At 65.1% G+C, this 15,933-nt stretch carries 14 protein-coding genes and 2 tRNA genes; 13 read left to right on the top strand and 3 right to left on the bottom strand.

Annotated elements, in window-relative coordinates:
* Positions 1 to 1,197, bottom strand: a complete 1,197-nt coding sequence (locus tag AC5Y2L_RS06785; protein WP_499934038.1) for a serine hydrolase domain-containing protein — start codon at positions 1,195 to 1,197, stop codon at positions 1 to 3.
* Between the two features lie 32 nt (positions 1,198 to 1,229).
* Positions 1,230 to 1,300, bottom strand: a tRNA-Gly gene (locus AC5Y2L_RS06790).
* Between the two features lie 155 nt (positions 1,301 to 1,455).
* On the opposite strand from AC5Y2L_RS06790, the gene AC5Y2L_RS06795 reads away from it, so the two are divergent.
* The 4 genes from AC5Y2L_RS06795 (at position 1,456) to clpP2 (ending at position 4,344) form a co-directional block, all read left to right on the top strand.
* A tRNA-Pro gene (locus tag AC5Y2L_RS06795) sits at positions 1,456 to 1,532 on the top strand.
* Between the two features lie 37 nt (positions 1,533 to 1,569).
* Positions 1,570 to 2,979: a trigger factor gene (gene tig / locus AC5Y2L_RS06800; protein ID WP_499934039.1), complete on the top strand. Its 1,410-nt coding sequence runs from the start codon at positions 1,570 to 1,572 to the stop codon at positions 2,977 to 2,979.
* Between the two features lie 124 nt (positions 2,980 to 3,103).
* Positions 3,104 to 3,712, top strand: coding sequence for an ATP-dependent CLP protease proteolytic subunit ClpP1 (gene clpP1, locus AC5Y2L_RS06805; RefSeq protein WP_499934040.1), 609 nt, complete (start codon positions 3,104 to 3,106; stop codon positions 3,710 to 3,712).
* A gap of 5 nt (positions 3,713 to 3,717) precedes the next feature.
* Positions 3,718 to 4,344, top strand: coding sequence for an ATP-dependent CLP protease proteolytic subunit ClpP2 (gene clpP2, locus AC5Y2L_RS06810; protein ID WP_499934042.1), 627 nt, complete (start codon positions 3,718 to 3,720; stop codon positions 4,342 to 4,344).
* A gap of 91 nt (positions 4,345 to 4,435) precedes the next feature.
* Here the strand turns inward: clpP2 and mmuM are convergent, their stop codons facing one another.
* Positions 4,436 to 5,326: a homocysteine S-methyltransferase gene (gene mmuM / locus AC5Y2L_RS06815; protein WP_499934289.1), complete on the bottom strand. Its 891-nt coding sequence runs from the start codon at positions 5,324 to 5,326 to the stop codon at positions 4,436 to 4,438.
* A gap of 307 nt (positions 5,327 to 5,633) precedes the next feature.
* Between mmuM and clpX the strand changes: the two genes are divergently transcribed.
* From clpX to AC5Y2L_RS06860, 9 genes are all read left to right on the top strand, one after another.
* On the top strand, positions 5,634 to 6,914 hold the full coding sequence (gene clpX, locus AC5Y2L_RS06820) for an ATP-dependent Clp protease ATP-binding subunit ClpX (RefSeq protein ID WP_067239219.1): 1,281 nt from the start codon (positions 5,634 to 5,636) through the stop codon (positions 6,912 to 6,914).
* Between the two features lie 326 nt (positions 6,915 to 7,240).
* Complete coding sequence (locus AC5Y2L_RS06825) at positions 7,241 to 9,196, top strand: 2-oxoacid:acceptor oxidoreductase subunit alpha (protein WP_499934043.1); 1,956 nt, start codon at positions 7,241 to 7,243, stop codon at positions 9,194 to 9,196.
* Positions 9,193 to 10,293 (top strand): 2-oxoacid:ferredoxin oxidoreductase subunit beta, encoded by a 1,101-nt coding sequence (locus AC5Y2L_RS06830; RefSeq protein WP_499934045.1) that lies wholly within the window; start codon positions 9,193 to 9,195, stop codon positions 10,291 to 10,293. The genes AC5Y2L_RS06825 and AC5Y2L_RS06830 overlap by 4 nt, the downstream gene beginning before the upstream one ends.
* Position 10,294: 1 nt before the next feature.
* On the top strand, positions 10,295 to 10,891 hold the full coding sequence (gene mobA / locus AC5Y2L_RS06835; protein ID WP_499934046.1) for a molybdenum cofactor guanylyltransferase: 597 nt from the start codon (positions 10,295 to 10,297) through the stop codon (positions 10,889 to 10,891).
* 1,084 nt (positions 10,892 to 11,975) lie between these two features.
* Positions 11,976 to 12,563, top strand: coding sequence for a transglycosylase family protein (locus AC5Y2L_RS06840; RefSeq protein ID WP_499934290.1), 588 nt, complete (start codon positions 11,976 to 11,978; stop codon positions 12,561 to 12,563).
* A gap of 220 nt (positions 12,564 to 12,783) precedes the next feature.
* Positions 12,784 to 13,053, top strand: a complete 270-nt coding sequence (locus tag AC5Y2L_RS06845) for a type II toxin-antitoxin system Phd/YefM family antitoxin (RefSeq protein WP_499934048.1) — start codon at positions 12,784 to 12,786, stop codon at positions 13,051 to 13,053.
* 77 nt (positions 13,054 to 13,130) lie between these two features.
* A complete protein-coding gene (locus tag AC5Y2L_RS06850) occupies positions 13,131 to 14,387 on the top strand; it encodes a saccharopine dehydrogenase family protein (RefSeq protein ID WP_499934049.1) in 1,257 nt (418 codons plus the stop codon).
* A 110-nt stretch (positions 14,388 to 14,497) separates the two neighbouring features.
* Complete coding sequence (locus tag AC5Y2L_RS06855; protein ID WP_499934050.1) at positions 14,498 to 15,082, top strand: DUF937 domain-containing protein; 585 nt, start codon at positions 14,498 to 14,500, stop codon at positions 15,080 to 15,082.
* A gap of 179 nt (positions 15,083 to 15,261) precedes the next feature.
* A complete protein-coding gene (locus tag AC5Y2L_RS06860; RefSeq protein ID WP_499934051.1) occupies positions 15,262 to 15,876 on the top strand; it encodes a LysM peptidoglycan-binding domain-containing protein in 615 nt (204 codons plus the stop codon).
* Positions 15,877 to 15,933: the final 57 nt, after the last annotated feature.

Below are 15,933 nucleotides of genomic sequence, written 5' to 3' on the forward strand. Positions count from 1 at the left end.
TCAGTTCGGGATCACGCCAAGCGCGGCGTAGACCTGGTTGCTCAGGGCGACGCTGCGCGGATCCGCATTGGCCTTCGTGGCGTCAAAGCGGTTCGCAACGTAGGCGTAGCCGATCCGGTGTTCCAAATCCACGAACCCGAACGAGCCACCCAGGCCGCCGTGGCCGAACATCCGCGGGTTTGGCCCGTTGACGCAGCGTTGGTTGAGCATGTAGCCCAAACCCCAGCCGTGGTCGGCGACTCGAGGTCCGAGCACCAGGTCGGGTGCGAAGCCGCCCTGCGGCGTGCGCGCCAGTTCCATGTGCTCGCGGCTGAGCAGCTTCTCCTGGGCCAGTGCGTTGTAGAACGTCGCCAATCCCAGCGCTGATACCTGACCGTTGGTGCCGGGGAACTCGAGCTGGCGCCACAGCTGCAAGTTTTCGGTGTCGAGGTCGTCGTCGGGCAGGAATCCCATCGCGATCGACATCCCGGCCTTGGGATGTTCGTCCAGGCTGGTCGGCCAGCCGGGCGCGTGCAGTTCGGCCAGCAGCTGCCGCCCGGTCGGCTTGTTCACCCGTTCCGCGCAGCGGAGCTGCTCGGCCGGGGACAGTCCGATGTGGATGTCGGCGCCGATCGGCTCGGCGATCTCGGCTCGCAGATACTGGCCAACGGTGCGGCCGGTGACCCGCCGGAATACTTCCCCGAGGATGAACCCGTAGGTGGTCATGTGGTAGCCCTGGGCGGTGCCCGGCTTCCACCACGGTTCGGCGACGGCCAGCTGCCGGCAGACGTAGTCCCAGTCGACGAGTTGCTCGGTGTTCAGCCGGGTCCGCGGCCCGATGACGCCGGAGCGGTGGCTCATCACCATGGCCAGGGTGATGTTCTCCTTGCCGGCTTGACCGAACTCGGGCCAGTAGCGGGCCACCGGCGCAAACAGGTCTAGTTCGCCGCGGTCGGCGAGCTGGTGCACGCAGGTAGAGGTGATGCCCTTGGTCCCGGACAGCACGGTGGTCAGCGTGTTTTGCTCCCAGGGCCGGGTGCCGGCAGCATCGGCCGAGCCGCCCCACAGGTTGACCACAAGTTCGCCGTCGACCCAGACGGCGACCGCGGCGCCGACTTCCGCGCGCTCGACGAAATTGCGCGCGAACGCCTCACGCACCCCGATGAACTCAGGCGTGCAGGAACCCTGGATGTCAGCATCCGTGTGAAGGTCGCTCATGGCGCCTTTCTTTCCCGCAAACACCTGATCCGAGCGGGCGACGGGAATCGAACCCGCGTCGCTAGTTTGGAAGACTAGGGCTCTACCATTGAGCTACGCCCGCGTGCATTAGTCGAGGGCGACTGTACGTCGCGGCAGACGTCAAATCTAATCGAAGCCGTTTGGTGACCGCTCCGTGAGGCGCGCAAGGCCCGTGGGTCTGCGCGAAGCGGATGACGGACCTGACGATGAAGGGCTCTAGGATCGACGACGTCAGCGCGGGGTGTAGCGCAGCTTGGTAGCGCATCCGCTTTGGGAGCGGAAGGCCGCAGGTTCAAATCCTGTCACCCCGACCAGCCACGACTACAGCAACCACGACTGAGGAGCACACCCGTGAAGAGCAGTGTCGAGCAATTGAGCCCCACCCGGGTGCGCATCAGCGTGGAGGTGCCGTTCACCGAGCTCGAGCCCGATTTCCAGCGCGCCTACAAGGAGCTGGCCAAGCAGGTACGACTGCCCGGCTTCCGGCCCGGCAAGGCGCCCGCGCGGCTGCTTGAGGCGAGGTTCGGCCGGGAGGCGATGCTCGACCAGGTCGTCAGCGACGCGCTGCCCACCCGGTATGGGCAGGCCGTGGCCGAATCTGAAGTCCAGCCCCTGGGAAGCCCGGAGATCGAGGTGACCCGCAAGGAGTACGGCCAGGACCTGGCCTTCACCGCGGAGGTCGACGTCCGGCCCAAGATCACCTTGCCCGACTTGAGCGCCCTGAAGGTCGAGGTGGAACCGGTCGAGGTCAGCGACGACGACGTCGAGGCCGAGTTACAAGCGTTGCGGTCCCGGTTCGGCACCCTGACGGAGGTGGACCGACCGGTGCAGACGGGTGACTTCGTCACCATCGACCTTTCGGCCACCGTCGACGGCGAGGAAGTGCCGAACGCGTCCGCCGAGGGCCTGTCCCACGAGGTCGGCTCTGGCCGGTTGATTGCCGGACTCGACGATGCCCTGGTCGGCATGTCGGTCGGCGAGTCGCGGGAGTTCACCGAGAAGTTGGCGACCGGCGCACACGCCGGGCAGGATGCGCAGGTCACCGTTACGGTCAAGGCGATCAAAGAGCGGGAGCTGCCCGAGCCCGACGACGAGTTCGCGCAACTGGCCAGCGCCTTCGACACCATCGACGAGTTGCGGACCAACCTCGCCGATCAGGTACGGCACACCAAGCGCGCCCAGCAGGCCGAGCGGGTTCGCCACGCGACCCTCGATGCGCTGCTCGAGCAGGTCGACGTGCCCCTGCCGGAGTCCTATGTGCAGGCGCAGCTCGAGGGCGTCATGCAGCAGGCGCTCAGCGGCCTGAACAACGACGAAGCCAAGTTCGACGAGCTGCTCGCCGCGCAGGGCACGTCGCGCGAAGAGTGGGATGCCGAGGCGCGGACCGCGTCGGAGAAGGATGTCAAGCGGCAGCTGCTGCTGGACGCGTTGGCCGACGATCTCGAGGTCCAGGTCGGCCAGGACGACCTGACCGAACGGCTGGTGACGACAGCTCAGCAGTACGGCATCGCGCCCCAGGAGTTGATCGGTTACCTGCAGGAGAACAACCAGCTGCCGGCCCTGTTCGCCGACGTGCGGCGCGAACTGGCCGTCAAGGCCGCGGCCCGGGCCGCAACCGTCACTGACACCAGCGGCAATACCATCGACACCGACGAGCTCTTCGGCACCCATGAGCACACTCACGGCGAGGATGCCGAGCAACCGGCCGAGGAAGCCGCAGACGATGCCGAGGTGATACAAAGCCCGGAGGCCGAATCCTGATGTCCGGCTGCGGGCATGAAGCTGTAAGCGAACGCGGCCATTTCAGGGGATGCGTGGCAGGCACACCGCGGGTTGGGTTGGTTAGTGTCGTGCATACAGAACTCGAGAAAGCAGGTGTCCCACTGTGAGCCAAAGGACTGACATGCGTTCGAACTCGGTGGGTTTAAACCTCACGGACTCGGTGTATGAGCGCTTGCTCTCCGAGCGCATCATCTTCCTGGGGTCGGAGGTGAACGACGAAGTCGCCAACCGGCTGTGTGCACAGATTCTGCTGCTCGCCGCCGAAGACACCGAGAAGGACATCAACCTCTACATCAACTCGCCGGGTGGATCGATCAGCGCCGGCATGGCGATCTACGACACCATGGTGTTGGCGCCGTGCGACATCGCGACCTACGCGATGGGGATGGCCGCCTCGATGGGCGAGTTCCTATTGGCGGCCGGCACCAAGGGCAAGCGTTTCGCCTTGCCGCACGCCAGGATCCTGATGCACCAGCCGCTGGGCGGGGTGACCGGCAGCGCGGCCGACATCGCGATTCAGGCCGAACAGTTCGCCGTGATCAAGAAAGAGATGTTCCGGCTCAACGCCGAGTTCACCGGCCAACCGATCGAACGCATCGAAGCGGATTCCGACCGCGACCGCTGGTTCACCGCGCAGGAAGCCCTGGAGTACGGCTTCGTCGACCACATCATCACCCGCGCCGCACACATCAGCAACGGAGAAGCTCAGTGAATCCCATGACCCAACCCCAGGCGCGCTATATCCTGCCGTCCTTCATCGAGCACTCCAGCTTCGGCGTCAAGGAGTCCAACCCGTACAACAAGCTGTTCGAGGAAAGGATCATCTTCCTCGGCGTCCAGGTCGACGACGCGTCGGCCAACGACATCATGGCGCAGCTCTTGGTGCTGGAATCGCTGGATCCGGACCGCGACATCACCATGTACATCAATTCGCCGGGCGGCGGCTTCACCTCACTGATGGCGATCTACGACACCATGCAGTACGTCCGGGCCGACATCCAGACGGTGTGCCTGGGTCAGGCCGCCTCGGCCGCCGCGGTGCTGCTGGCCGCCGGGACGCCCGGTAAGCGCATGGCGCTGCCCAACGCCCGGGTGCTGATCCACCAGCCGTCGTTGTCGGGAGTGATCCAAGGCCAGTTCTCCGACTTGGAAATCCAGGCCGCCGAGATCGAGCGGATGCGCACGCTGATGGAGACCACGCTGGCACGCCATACCGGCAAGGACGCCGCGGTGATTCGCAAGGACACCGACCGGGACAAGATCCTGACCGCCGAAGAGGCCAAGGACTACGGGATCATCGACACCGTTTTGGAATACCGGAAGCTTTCCGCGCAGAGCGCCTAACCTTTTCGGACCTCCGCCGATCCTGCGGTGGGGGCGGGCAAATTCGAGAGATGGTAGCCCTGAGCGCAGTCTCGATGCCATGAGCGCAGACTCATGGTTCCGGGCCTAGGCGCGACGCCAACTCGGCGATGTCGGCCGGCCCGACCCGGCAGCATCCGCCGACGATGCTCGCCCCGGCCGCAACCCATTTCGAGGCCAATTGCGTTGTGAAAGTGCGCGGCCCGGTCCAGGCCCGGCCGTCCCAACGCTCTCCGCTGTTCGGGTAGACGATCACCGGCTTGCCGACGTCCGCAGCGCGTATCGCCGGCAAGACGTCGTCGGGTGAACAGCAGTTGACCCCGACCGCGACGATCTCCGGAACCCCGGCCGCCACCGCGAACGCCTCGGACAGGGACTGACCGGCGCGGGTGCGATCGCCGTCGATGGTGTAGCTCAGCCAGGCCGGAACTTTGAGCGTGCGCACCAGGTTGACCAGCGCTTCGCCCTCGTCGACGTCAGGAACGGTTTCCAGGGCGAGCACATCGGCGCCCGCCGCGGCCAGCACCTCCAGCCGTGGCCGATGCCAGCGCATCAACTCAGGGACGGACAGCCCGTAGCGGCCGCGGTACTCGGAGCCGTCGGCAAGCGCTGCGCCGTAGGGCCCGACCGAGGCTGCCACCAAAAGTCCGGCGGTGCCCACCTCGTCTCGCGCGGTTTTGGCGAGTTCGACACTGCGGCGCAGTAACGCGATGGCGTCGTCGCGTCCGAGCCCGTGGGCCGCGAAGCCCTGGAACGACGCCTGGTAGCTCGCCGTCGTCGCGATCATGGCGCCGGCGCGAAAGTAGGCGACATGCACCGCGACGATCTGCTGTGGAGCATCTGACAGCAACCTGGCCGACCACAACGGGTCGGTCAGGTTGTTCCCGCGGGCCTCCAGTTCGGTGGCTAGGCCTCCGTCGCTGATCAGCACGGATTCGCCGGGCCGCGGGACTCCGAAAGTCAATCCCACACGGCCACTGTAGGGTGGTTGCGCCCCAGATCGGCTCCCGTTCAGCGGGGCTCGTGCGCCTCGCTCGGGTAACGACCGCGACACGCCAGAGACACGGATAGCGCGTCTGAACGAGCCGTGGACGCCATCTGGCTATATGTTTCATTGAGATCGACAGGCGTGCACACCCACGAATACCAAACACGCGATTCGTCTCTAACGGTCGCGGTCAGCAGCAGCAAGCGGGTAGCGTCGGGGAATACACGCGGCACGGTAAGACGGACAGGCGACGAGGAAGCAAGAAAGTAGGCCCTGAAGCATCATGGCGCGCATCGGAGACGGCGGTGACTTGCTGAAGTGCTCGTTCTGCGGAAAGAGCCAGAAACAGGTCAAGAAACTCATTGCGGGCCCCGGTGTGTACATCTGCGATGAGTGCATCGACCTGTGCAACGAGATCATCGAAGAAGAACTTGCCGACGCCGACGACGTGAAACTCGACGAGCTCCCCAAGCCGGTCGAGATCCGTGAATTCCTAGAGGGATACGTCATTGGCCAGGACACCGCCAAGCGGACGTTGGCCGTGGCCGTCTACAACCACTACAAGCGGATCCAGGCTGGCGAGAAGGGTCGCGACTCCCGGCACGAGCCGGTCGAGCTGACCAAGTCCAACATCTTGATGCTCGGGCCCACCGGCTGCGGCAAGACCTACCTGGCCCAGACGCTGGCCAAGATGCTCAACGTGCCGTTCGCCATCGCCGACGCCACCGCGCTGACCGAGGCCGGCTACGTCGGCGAGGACGTGGAAAACATCCTGCTCAAGCTGATCCAGGCCGCCGACTACGACGTCAAGCGCGCCGAGACCGGCATCATCTACATCGACGAGGTCGACAAGATCGCCCGCAAGAGCGAGAACCCGTCGATCACCCGCGACGTCTCCGGTGAGGGCGTTCAGCAGGCGTTGCTGAAGATCCTGGAGGGCACCCAGGCGTCGGTGCCCCCGCAGGGCGGCCGCAAGCACCCGCACCAGGAGTTCATCCAGATCGACACCACCAACGTGTTGTTCATCGTGGCCGGTGCGTTCGCCGGTCTGGAGAAGATCATCTACGAACGGGTGGGCAAGCGTGGGCTGGGCTTCGGCGCCGAAGTTCGCTCCAAGGCCGAGATCGACACCACCGATCACTTCGCCGAAGTGATGCCCGAGGACCTCATCAAGTTCGGGCTGATCCCCGAGTTCATCGGCCGGCTGCCGGTGGTCGCCTCGGTGACCAACCTGGACAAGGAGTCGCTGGTCAAGATCCTGTCCGAGCCGAAGAACGCGCTGGTCAAGCAATACATCCGGCTGTTCGAGATGGACGGGGTCGAGCTGGAGTTCACCGACGATGCGCTGGAGGCCATCGCGGATCAGGCGATTCACCGCGGCACCGGCGCCCGCGGCCTGCGGGCCATCATGGAGGAAGTCTTACTGCCGGTGATGTATGACATCCCGAGCCGCGACGACGTCGCCAAGGTGGTCGTCACCAAGGAGACCGTGCAGGACAACGTGTTGCCGACGATCGTGCCGCGCAAGCCGTCGCGCGCCGAGCGGCGCGACAAAAGCGCCTGACATCAAAGCCGCGAAAGCGGCGAATTAGAACGTGTTCCAGTCCCCCTCGGGGGCGGTCGAACCGGCCCGTGGATCGGCGCCGTTCTTAAGTGACCAAAACCACAGTTTGGCTGCGTTTTCCCGTCGTGCATGCCGCTGACGTCGGCTTTTAGCCCTCAATGAGGCGCCGACACAGGGCCGCGCGCCGCAACGTAATCCTTAAAGTAATGCCATAATTGATACCGCTAGTGACATAAATGTCAGGACGGGGGGAAGTCACTCCCTAGCGCGTGATGTGAAACCGCGACGGAGTGCCTGTCCAGATAACCAGGTGGAAGGGCGAAGACGTGGATTCGAACGGCAACGAAGCCGGGGCAGAGTCTCGCAACGGTGCTCGCGGTACCGGATCCGTTCGGCAACGCCTGGAAAACGTGGTCATCCGTTTCGCCGGCGACTCCGGTGACGGGATGCAGCTGACCGGTGACCGGTTCACTTCGGAGGCCGCGCTATTCGGCAACGACCTGGCCACCCAGCCGAACTACCCGGCCGAGATTCGAGCCCCCGCAGGCACTTTGCCCGGGGTTTCGTCCTTCCAGATCCAGATCGCCGATTACGACATCCTGACTGCCGGTGACCGCCCCGACGTGCTGGTCGCCATGAACCCCGCGGCGCTGAAAGCCAACCTCGGCGACCTGCCGCGCGGCGGCATGGTGATCGCGAATTCCGACGAGTTCACCAAGCGCAATCTGACAAAGGTGGGTTATGTAACCAACCCGCTGGAGAGCGACGAGCTCGACGAATACGTCGTCCACGCCGTCCCGATGACCACCCTGACGCTGGGCGCCGTCGAGGCCATCGGCGCGTCGAAAAAGGACGGCCAGCGCGCCAAAAACATGTTCGCGCTGGGTCTGTTGTCGTGGATGTACGGTCGGCCGATTCAGACCAGCGAGCACTTCATCAGGGAGAAGTTCGCGCGCAAGCCCGATATTGCCGAGGCCAACGTGCTGGCGCTCAAGGCCGGCTGGAACTACGGCGAAACCACCGAGGCGTTCGGCACCACCTACGAGGTGTCCAAGGCGTCGTTGCCGGCCGGCGAATACCGCCAGATCTCCGGCAACACTGCGTTGGCTTACGGGATCGTGACGGCCGGAAAGTTGGCCGACAAACAGGTCGTCCTCGGCAGCTACCCGATCACCCCTGCGTCGGACATCTTGCACGAGCTGTCGAAGCACAAGAACTTCAACGTCATCACGTTCCAGGCCGAGGACGAGATCGGCGGTATCTGCGCCGCCATCGGAGCGTCATACGGTGGGGCGTTGGGTGTGACCAGCACTTCGGGTCCGGGCATTTCGCTCAAGTCGGAAGCGCTCGGGCTTGCCGTGATGACCGAGCTGCCGCTGATCGTCATCGACGTGCAGCGCGGTGGGCCGTCGACGGGTCTGCCGACCAAGACCGAGCAGGCTGACCTTTTGCAGGCGCTGTTCGGCCGCAATGGCGAGTCGCCGGTGGCCGTGGTGGCGCCGCGGTCTCCGGCTGACTGCTTCGAAACCGCGGTCGAGGCCGTGCGGATCGCGGTGTCGTATCACACCCCGGTGATCCTGCTGTCCGACGGCGCCATCGCCAACGGCTCCGAGCCATGGCGGATCCCCGACGTCAGCTCGTTCAAACCGATCAAGCACATCTTCGCCAAACCGGACGAGCCGTTCGAGCCATACGCCCGGCACCCGGAAACCCTGGCCCGCCAGTTCGCGGTTCCGGGGACCCCGGGGCTGGAACACCGCATCGGCGGATTGGAAGCGGCCAACGGCTCCGGCGACATCTCCTACGATCCGACCAATCACGACCTCATGGTGCGGATACGCAAGGCCAAGATCGACGGCATCAGCGTCGCAGATCTAGAAGTTGACGACCCGACCGGTGACGCCGAACTGCTGCTGATTGGGTGGGGCAGTTCCTACGGCCCGATCGGCGAAGCCTGTCGGCGGGCGCGGCGCCGGGGCACTAAGGTCGCGCACGCGCATCTACGGCATCTGAACCCGTTCCCGGCGAATCTGGGCGATGTGTTGCATCGGTATCCGAGGGTGGTCTGCCCGGAGATGAATATGGGCCAGCTGGCGATGTTGCTGCGGGCCAAGTACCTGGTCGACGTGCACTCGGTGACCAAGGTCAAGGGTGTGTCCTTCCTGGCCGACGAAATAGGACGCTTTATTCGGGCCGCGCTAGCCGGGCGACTGGATGAGCTCGAGCAAGACAAGATGATGGTCGCCAAATTGTCGGCGGCCAGGGTTGGAGCGGGAGCATGACCGACCTGATGGGAAATCTGGCGGGCACTGAACTCGGTGTCACTCCGAAACTCACCAAGAACGCCTGTGTGCCCACTCTGTCTCCTGGGGAACAGCCGCAGAAGGGCAAGGACTTCACCAGTGACCAAGAGGTCCGGTGGTGCCCGGGCTGCGGTGACTACGTCATCTTGAACACCATCCGCAACTTCCTGCCCGAGCTGGGGCTGCGCCGCGAGAACATCGTGTTCATCAGCGGCATCGGATGCTCTAGCCGGTTTCCCTATTACCTGGAAACCTACGGCTTTCACTCCATCCATGGCCGGGCGCCGGCGATTGCCACCGGTCTGGCGCTGGCTCGCGAGGACTTGTCGGTGTGGGTTGTCACCGGCGACGGCGACGCGCTGTCGATCGGCGGTAACCACCTGATCCACGCGCTGCGCCGCAACGTCAACATCACGATTCTGTTGTTCAACAACCGGATCTACGGGCTGACCAAGGGCCAGTATTCGCCGACCTCGGAGGTCGGCAAGGTCACCAAGTCGACGCCGATGGGTTCGCTGGATCACCCGTTCAACCCGGTTTCGCTGGCGCTGGGCGCCGAGGCGACCTTCGTCGGCCGGGCACTGGATTCCGACCGCGCCGGCCTGTCCGAGGTGCTGCGCGCCGCGGCGCAGCATCGCGGTGCCGCGTTGGTCGAGATCCTGCAGGACTGCCCGATCTTCAATGACGGCTCCTTCGACGTGCTGCGTAAGGAGGGCGCAGACGAGCGAGTGATCAACGTCCGCCATGGCGAACCGATTGTGTTCGGGGCCAACCGCGACTACTGCGTGGTGAGGTCCGGTTTCGGGCTGGAAGTGGCCAAGACCGCCGACGTGGCCGTCGAGGAAATCGTGGTGCACGACGCGCACGCCGACGACGCGGCCTACGCGTTCGCGTTGTCCCGGCTTTCCGATCAAAACCTCGAGCACACCGTGCTGGGAATCTTCCGCCACGTGAGCCGGCCCACTTATGACGACGCTGCGCGTTCACAGGTCGAGACCGCTCAGTCGTCGAAGCCGTCGGACGACGCCGCCCTGCAAGCCCTGCTGCGCGGCCGCGACACCTGGACCGTCGACTGACGTGACCGAGCTTTCACTGGCCGGGGTCGTCCTCGCCGGAGGCGAATCGCGGCGAATGGGTCGAGACAAGGCCACCCTGCCTGTTCCCGGCGGAACCGCCACGCTGGTGGAGCACGTGGTGGGCGTCGTCCAGAAGCGTTGCCAATACGTTTATGTGATGGCGGCTCCGGGCCAGCCGTTGCCGGTACTAGATGTTCCTGTTCTGCGTGACGAACTGCGCGGGCTCGGGCCGTTGCCGGCTACCGGGCGCGGGTTGCGAGCCGCGGCTGAGGCCGGTGCGCGGCTTGCGTTCGTGTGCGCGGTCGACATGCCGTATCTGACAGTCGAATTGATCGACGATCTCGCCCGCCGGGCCGTCGAGACCGGGGCCGAGGTGGTGTTGCCGTGGGACGGGCAGGACCATTACCTGGCCGCGGTGTATCGGACCGACCTCGCTGACCGGGTGGACGCGTTGGTCGGCGCCGGGGAGCGCAAGATGCGCGCGCTGGTCGACGCTTCGGACGCTCAGCGGGTCGTGATGCCGAAGTCAAGGGCGCTGACCAATCTCAACTCGGCCACCGATTTGCGCGCTCTGACCCCGCCCGCGCTTGGATCTTAATTCGTCGAGCGGCCTCCGAGTTGGCCATTTCTCATATCGCTATTCCGACGCTTTATCCGACTATTTCTTATCTTACGAAATACGGCCATTGACGGGTCTCCCGAATATGTCTGCAAATGGTATCGATCTACAGCGTCCTGCAAAGCCCACGAATTGTGTTGCCACAGTAGAGATTTGGGACACCGAGGACCGTTTGGAGATGGAATGGACGCGCGCAAGGGCCCTTGCTTAACTGGAATTCTGGCAAACTTCGCTGTCGGAAATAGCGTGCTGGCACGCCACTGGGCGAGAGGTACCGAGGGCCAGGCATCGTTGCGTCCGATGGTTACGACCGCAAGCGGCGGCTACGGACGACCAAATTTGTTGGTGTAGAACATAACTCATCCAGCCGCGGGAGGTTGGCACGGGCACGTCCTTAACCTTCCCCGATCACCGACGTGTGCTGTGGCGGTTACTGTTTTGTTAAGCCAATGTGGTTCTGGTGCTGGATATTTCGTTGGATTGCCGTGGGGTGCGCCGCGGCTCGGCGCGCGCGCGTCACGGCGGCGGTCACTGACTCGTACCGGGCGCTTCAGTTGGTGTCCGCCGAGCGCTGCTGACGCGCGGGCGGGTGTAACCGGCAAATTCCGTGTCGCAGCTCACAAAATGCGCGTGATTCCGCTCACGATAACGCACTGTCAACGTCCTGGTGATGGTCACCAGAAATGCTGCGCTGACCTGCAGTAACAAATACCGGATCGCGTCGTGATCACGTCGTTATAGGCGCGAGATAGCGGCGCGCCAAAGATGACGGATGCTTTTCCGTCTCGTACTGTCCTTTCATGGCCCGGCAGCCGGGCGCATTAACGAACAAAAATTGAATCCACGGACCCGCGTGTGAGCGGGGTTGCGGACGGCAGCTGTCTCAGCAGCCGCCGCGGCCGGCGAGAGCACCGCCGGGCAGCTCGAGAGCGCCCCGCTGGCGTGCCAGAACGAGACGGCACGTCCCGAAGCAGCTAGTTCCGGATGGATCCGGATGTATTCAGCACCCCAACCCACCTTGGTGGGCTGGCTTCGGCGCGCGCGCACCGCGAAAGGAACAATGTTGAGGAACGTCCGTAAGACGCTCATCGTCGCCGCGATCACCGGGGCGCTCGTGACTGTGCCGTCCGCCGCTACCGCCAACGCGGAGCCGGCGGGCTTTGACCCGAACGTGCCCCCCGCCGGACCGGCGCCCGACGCCGCGCCGGCCGCGCCGGAGGAATTCGACCCGAACGCGCTGCCGGACGCCCTGGCGCCGATCGACACGCCCCCGGTGGCGGAACCCGCTGCGTTCGACCCGAACGTCCCGCCGCCCCCGGCGCCGGATGCCCCGCCGCCGCCCGCCCCGGCCGGCTTCGAGCCGAGCACGCCGCCGCCGGCAAACGCGGCTCCGGTCGAGGCGCCGCCCGCTCCCAAGGCCTACAGCGTCAACTGGGACGCGATCGCGCAGTGCGAGTCCGGCGGAAACTGGGGCATCAACACCGGTAACGGGTTCTCCGGTGGCCTGCAGTTCACCCCCAGCACCTGGCGGGCCAACGGTGGCTCGGGTTCGGCGCACACCGCCAGCCGGGAAGAGCAGATTCGGGTCGCCGAGAATGTCCTGCACTCGCAGGGCATCGGTGCGTGGCCGGTCTGCGGTCGACGCGGCTGATCACACGCTGAAAACGAGAATGCCGGGCGCGGTGCGCCCGGCATTCTCGTTTGCTTAGGAGCCGGGGCTGTTAGCCACCAACTACGAGCGCTACCACGGCCAGGGCTGTGCCAGCGCATTCAACGCCAGAGTGATGCCATCCCCAAGGGAAGTTCGGGTGGCCAACGTTTCTGGGACAAACGCCCAGCACTTTGTACATACTTTTGGCCACACTGTGGTGGTGACTGTTGTCCCGCTGGGCGAGGCCCGCAATCATCTTTCCGAGTACGTGGCCCAAGTTGAGCGGACCCATGAGCGGATCACCATCACCCGGCACGGTCATGCCGCCGCGGTGCTCATCTCCGCCGATGATCTCGCCTCGATCGAGGAGAGCCTCGACGTGCTGCGCACGCCCGGCGCCCTGAAGGCGATCCGTCAGGGGCGTGCTGATGCGGCAGCGGGCCGCTTCGTTGACGCTGACGAGATCAAGGCCCTGTACACGTCGCGGTGAGCAACCCACCCGATGAGGTCGCGATCACCGCCCGCCAGGTGAATTTAGCCGCGTAGCTCCGGAGTAGCGTCGGTCCGGTGACCGCTTCGCCGCGCGAATTCGACATCGTGTTGTACGGGGCAACCGGCTTCGTCGGAAAGCTCACCGCCGAATACCTCGCCCGAGCGGGCGGGGACGCCCGCATCGCGCTGGCCGGCCGCTCGACCGAACGGCTGGAGAAAGTGCGTGCCACCCTGGCGCCGTCCGCCCAGTCCTGGCCGGTCGTCACCGCCGACGCCGCATCGCCGTCGACGCTGACCGCAATGGCGGCCCGGACCCAGGTGGTTATCACCACGGTCGGGCCTTACATGCGCTACGGATTGCCGTTGGTGGCGGCGTGTGCGCAAGCGGGCACCGACTACGCCGACCTGACCGGCGAGCCGCCGTTCGTACGCGAGAGCATCGACCTCTACCACAAGCAGGCCCATGACACCGGCGCCCGCATCGTGCACGCCTGCGGATTCGACTCGATCCCGTCGGACATCAGCGTCTACGCCCTGTACCGCAAGGCACGGGAGGACGACGCCGGCGAGCTCACCGACACCGACTTCGTCGTGCGCTCCATGGCCGGCGGGTTATCCGGCGGGACCATCGCCTCGATGCTGGAAATCTTGCGCGCGGTTTCCGCTGACCCAGAGTTGCGTCGTCAATTCGCCGACCCCTACACGTTGAGTCCGGACCGCGCCGCCGAGCCCGACGTCGGTCGACAACCCGACTTGCCGTGGCGGCGAGGCCGCCAGATCGCGCCCGAACTGGCCGGCCTGTGGACCGGGGGATTCATGATGGCGCCGACCAACACTCGAATCGTGCGCCGCAGCAATGCCTTACTGGACTGGGCGTACGGCAGGCAGTTTCGCTACAGCGAAAACATGAGCCTGGGATCCTCTGCCGTGGCGCCGGTGGCGTCGGCCGTCATAAGCGGGGTCGGCAACGCGATGACCGGCTTGGGCAGCCGCTACTTCCGCCTGCTGCCGCGTGGTCTGGTTGAGCGTGTCGTCCCGAAACCGGGCAGCGGCCCCAGCGAATCGACCCGGGAGCGTGGCTACTACCGGACCGAGACGTACACCACCACAACCAGCGGCGGCCGCTATGTGGCACGGATGGCGCAGCGCGGCGACCCGGGCTACAAGGCGACCGCGGTCTTGCTGGGGGAGTCGGGTCTCGCGCTGGCAACCGACCGCGACAAGCTCTCCGACCTGCGCGGTGTCCTCACCCCCGCGGCCGCGATGGGTGATGCGTTGTTGGCGCGCTTGCCGGCTGCCGGCGTGTCGCTGCAGACCGAGCGGCTGAACTGACCGACCACTTGGAATCGGCTTGCGCCAAGGGCTGTCGATCACCGTGGCGTGCGTCTAGGGTCGTAGATGGCTTTGCTTTCCATTTCAGCAGCGAAGGTGGTCGCAAAACGATGGCCGGTCTTGATGACCTTTACGCTCAAATCCCCACTTCTGATATCGCAAGCAAGTTAGGTGCCGACGAGAACGAGGTCGACAGCGCGATTCACACGCTGGTACCGGTACTGCTTGGCGGACTACAGCACAACTCGGACGACCCCGAACACGCCAGCAAGATCGAATCGGCGGCCAATAGCGCGCGCGGGCTGCTGGACGCCGGCGGTGGTGTCGACCAGGTTGACGAGAGCCATGGACATCAGGCGGTTGCGACGCTCTTCGGCGGCAACGACACCGATCAGGTGGCGGCGGCGCTTGCCGACGGGGGCGCGGGCAATCGCGACTTGATCAAACAGTTATTGCCAGTGGTGCTCCCAATTGTGTTGGCTTACATCGGAAAACAGCTTACCTCCGGTGGCGCCGGGCAGACCGCTCCAGCGCAGAAGAAGGAGGCCTCGGGCGGCCTGGGTGAAGTGCTGGGCAGCATTCTCGGCGGCGGCTCCGGCGACAAATCGCTCGGTGGCGTCCTCGGCAGTGTGCTGGCCGGCAAAGGTGGCGGGCTGGGCGAGATCCTCGGCGGACTGCTCGGGGGCAAGAAGTAGCCTGACGCCGCACTGCATTTCGCAGTGTTCATTCGTCGTTTCGTAGTGGTTTCGATATGCATGGAAAAGGTTTGAGAAGGTGATGCCCGGGTTCAACCAAGATCAGTAGGCGCCCGTCCGCCGGGCACGACAGCGAGATACGAGAGATCTGAGACATCCGAGATATGAGAGGAAATGCCATGGCAGACACGCTCACCCAAGGCCAGAAGCTGGTGCGAGGCGAATCGCTGGTCTCGAACAACGGGGCCTACACCCTGACCCTGCAGGACGACGGCAACCTGGTTCTGGCCTCGCGCGGCAACCCGATCTGGTCGACGTCGACCAACGGCCAGGAGGTGGTGCGCGCCGAGGTGCAGCCAGACGGCAACTTCGTCCTCTACACGGCGGACAAGCCGGTGTGGCACAGCGACACCAAGGGCAAAAAAGACGTCAAACTCGTGCTCCAGGACGATCGCAACCTCGTGTTGTACGCCGCTGACGGACCCGCCTGGTCGACCAAGACCGAGACCGACCAGCCGCCGCCTCCGGCGCCGGAGGCCGCCGAGGAGCCTGCCGCCGACGACACCGAAAAAGAAGCCGTCTCCGACGCTGTCGCCGAGCCGGTCGGGGAAGCCGCGCCAGAGCCGGCACCGGAACCCGCCGCGCGCACCTACACAGTGGAGTCCGGCGACACGCTGTGGGCCATCTCGGAGCGGTTCTACGGAGACGGCAGCAAGTACCAGGTCATCGCCGATGCCAGCGGCATCAGCAACCCCGACCTCATCCACCCCGGGCAAGTGCTGACCATCCCCTGATCGCGCCAAACGCCGAGCGGCCGGTGTCAGCCGGGTGCGACGGATTGTCCGCGCGCC

It is taken from the genome of Mycobacterium sp. NGS66 (genome assembly GCF_059812225.1).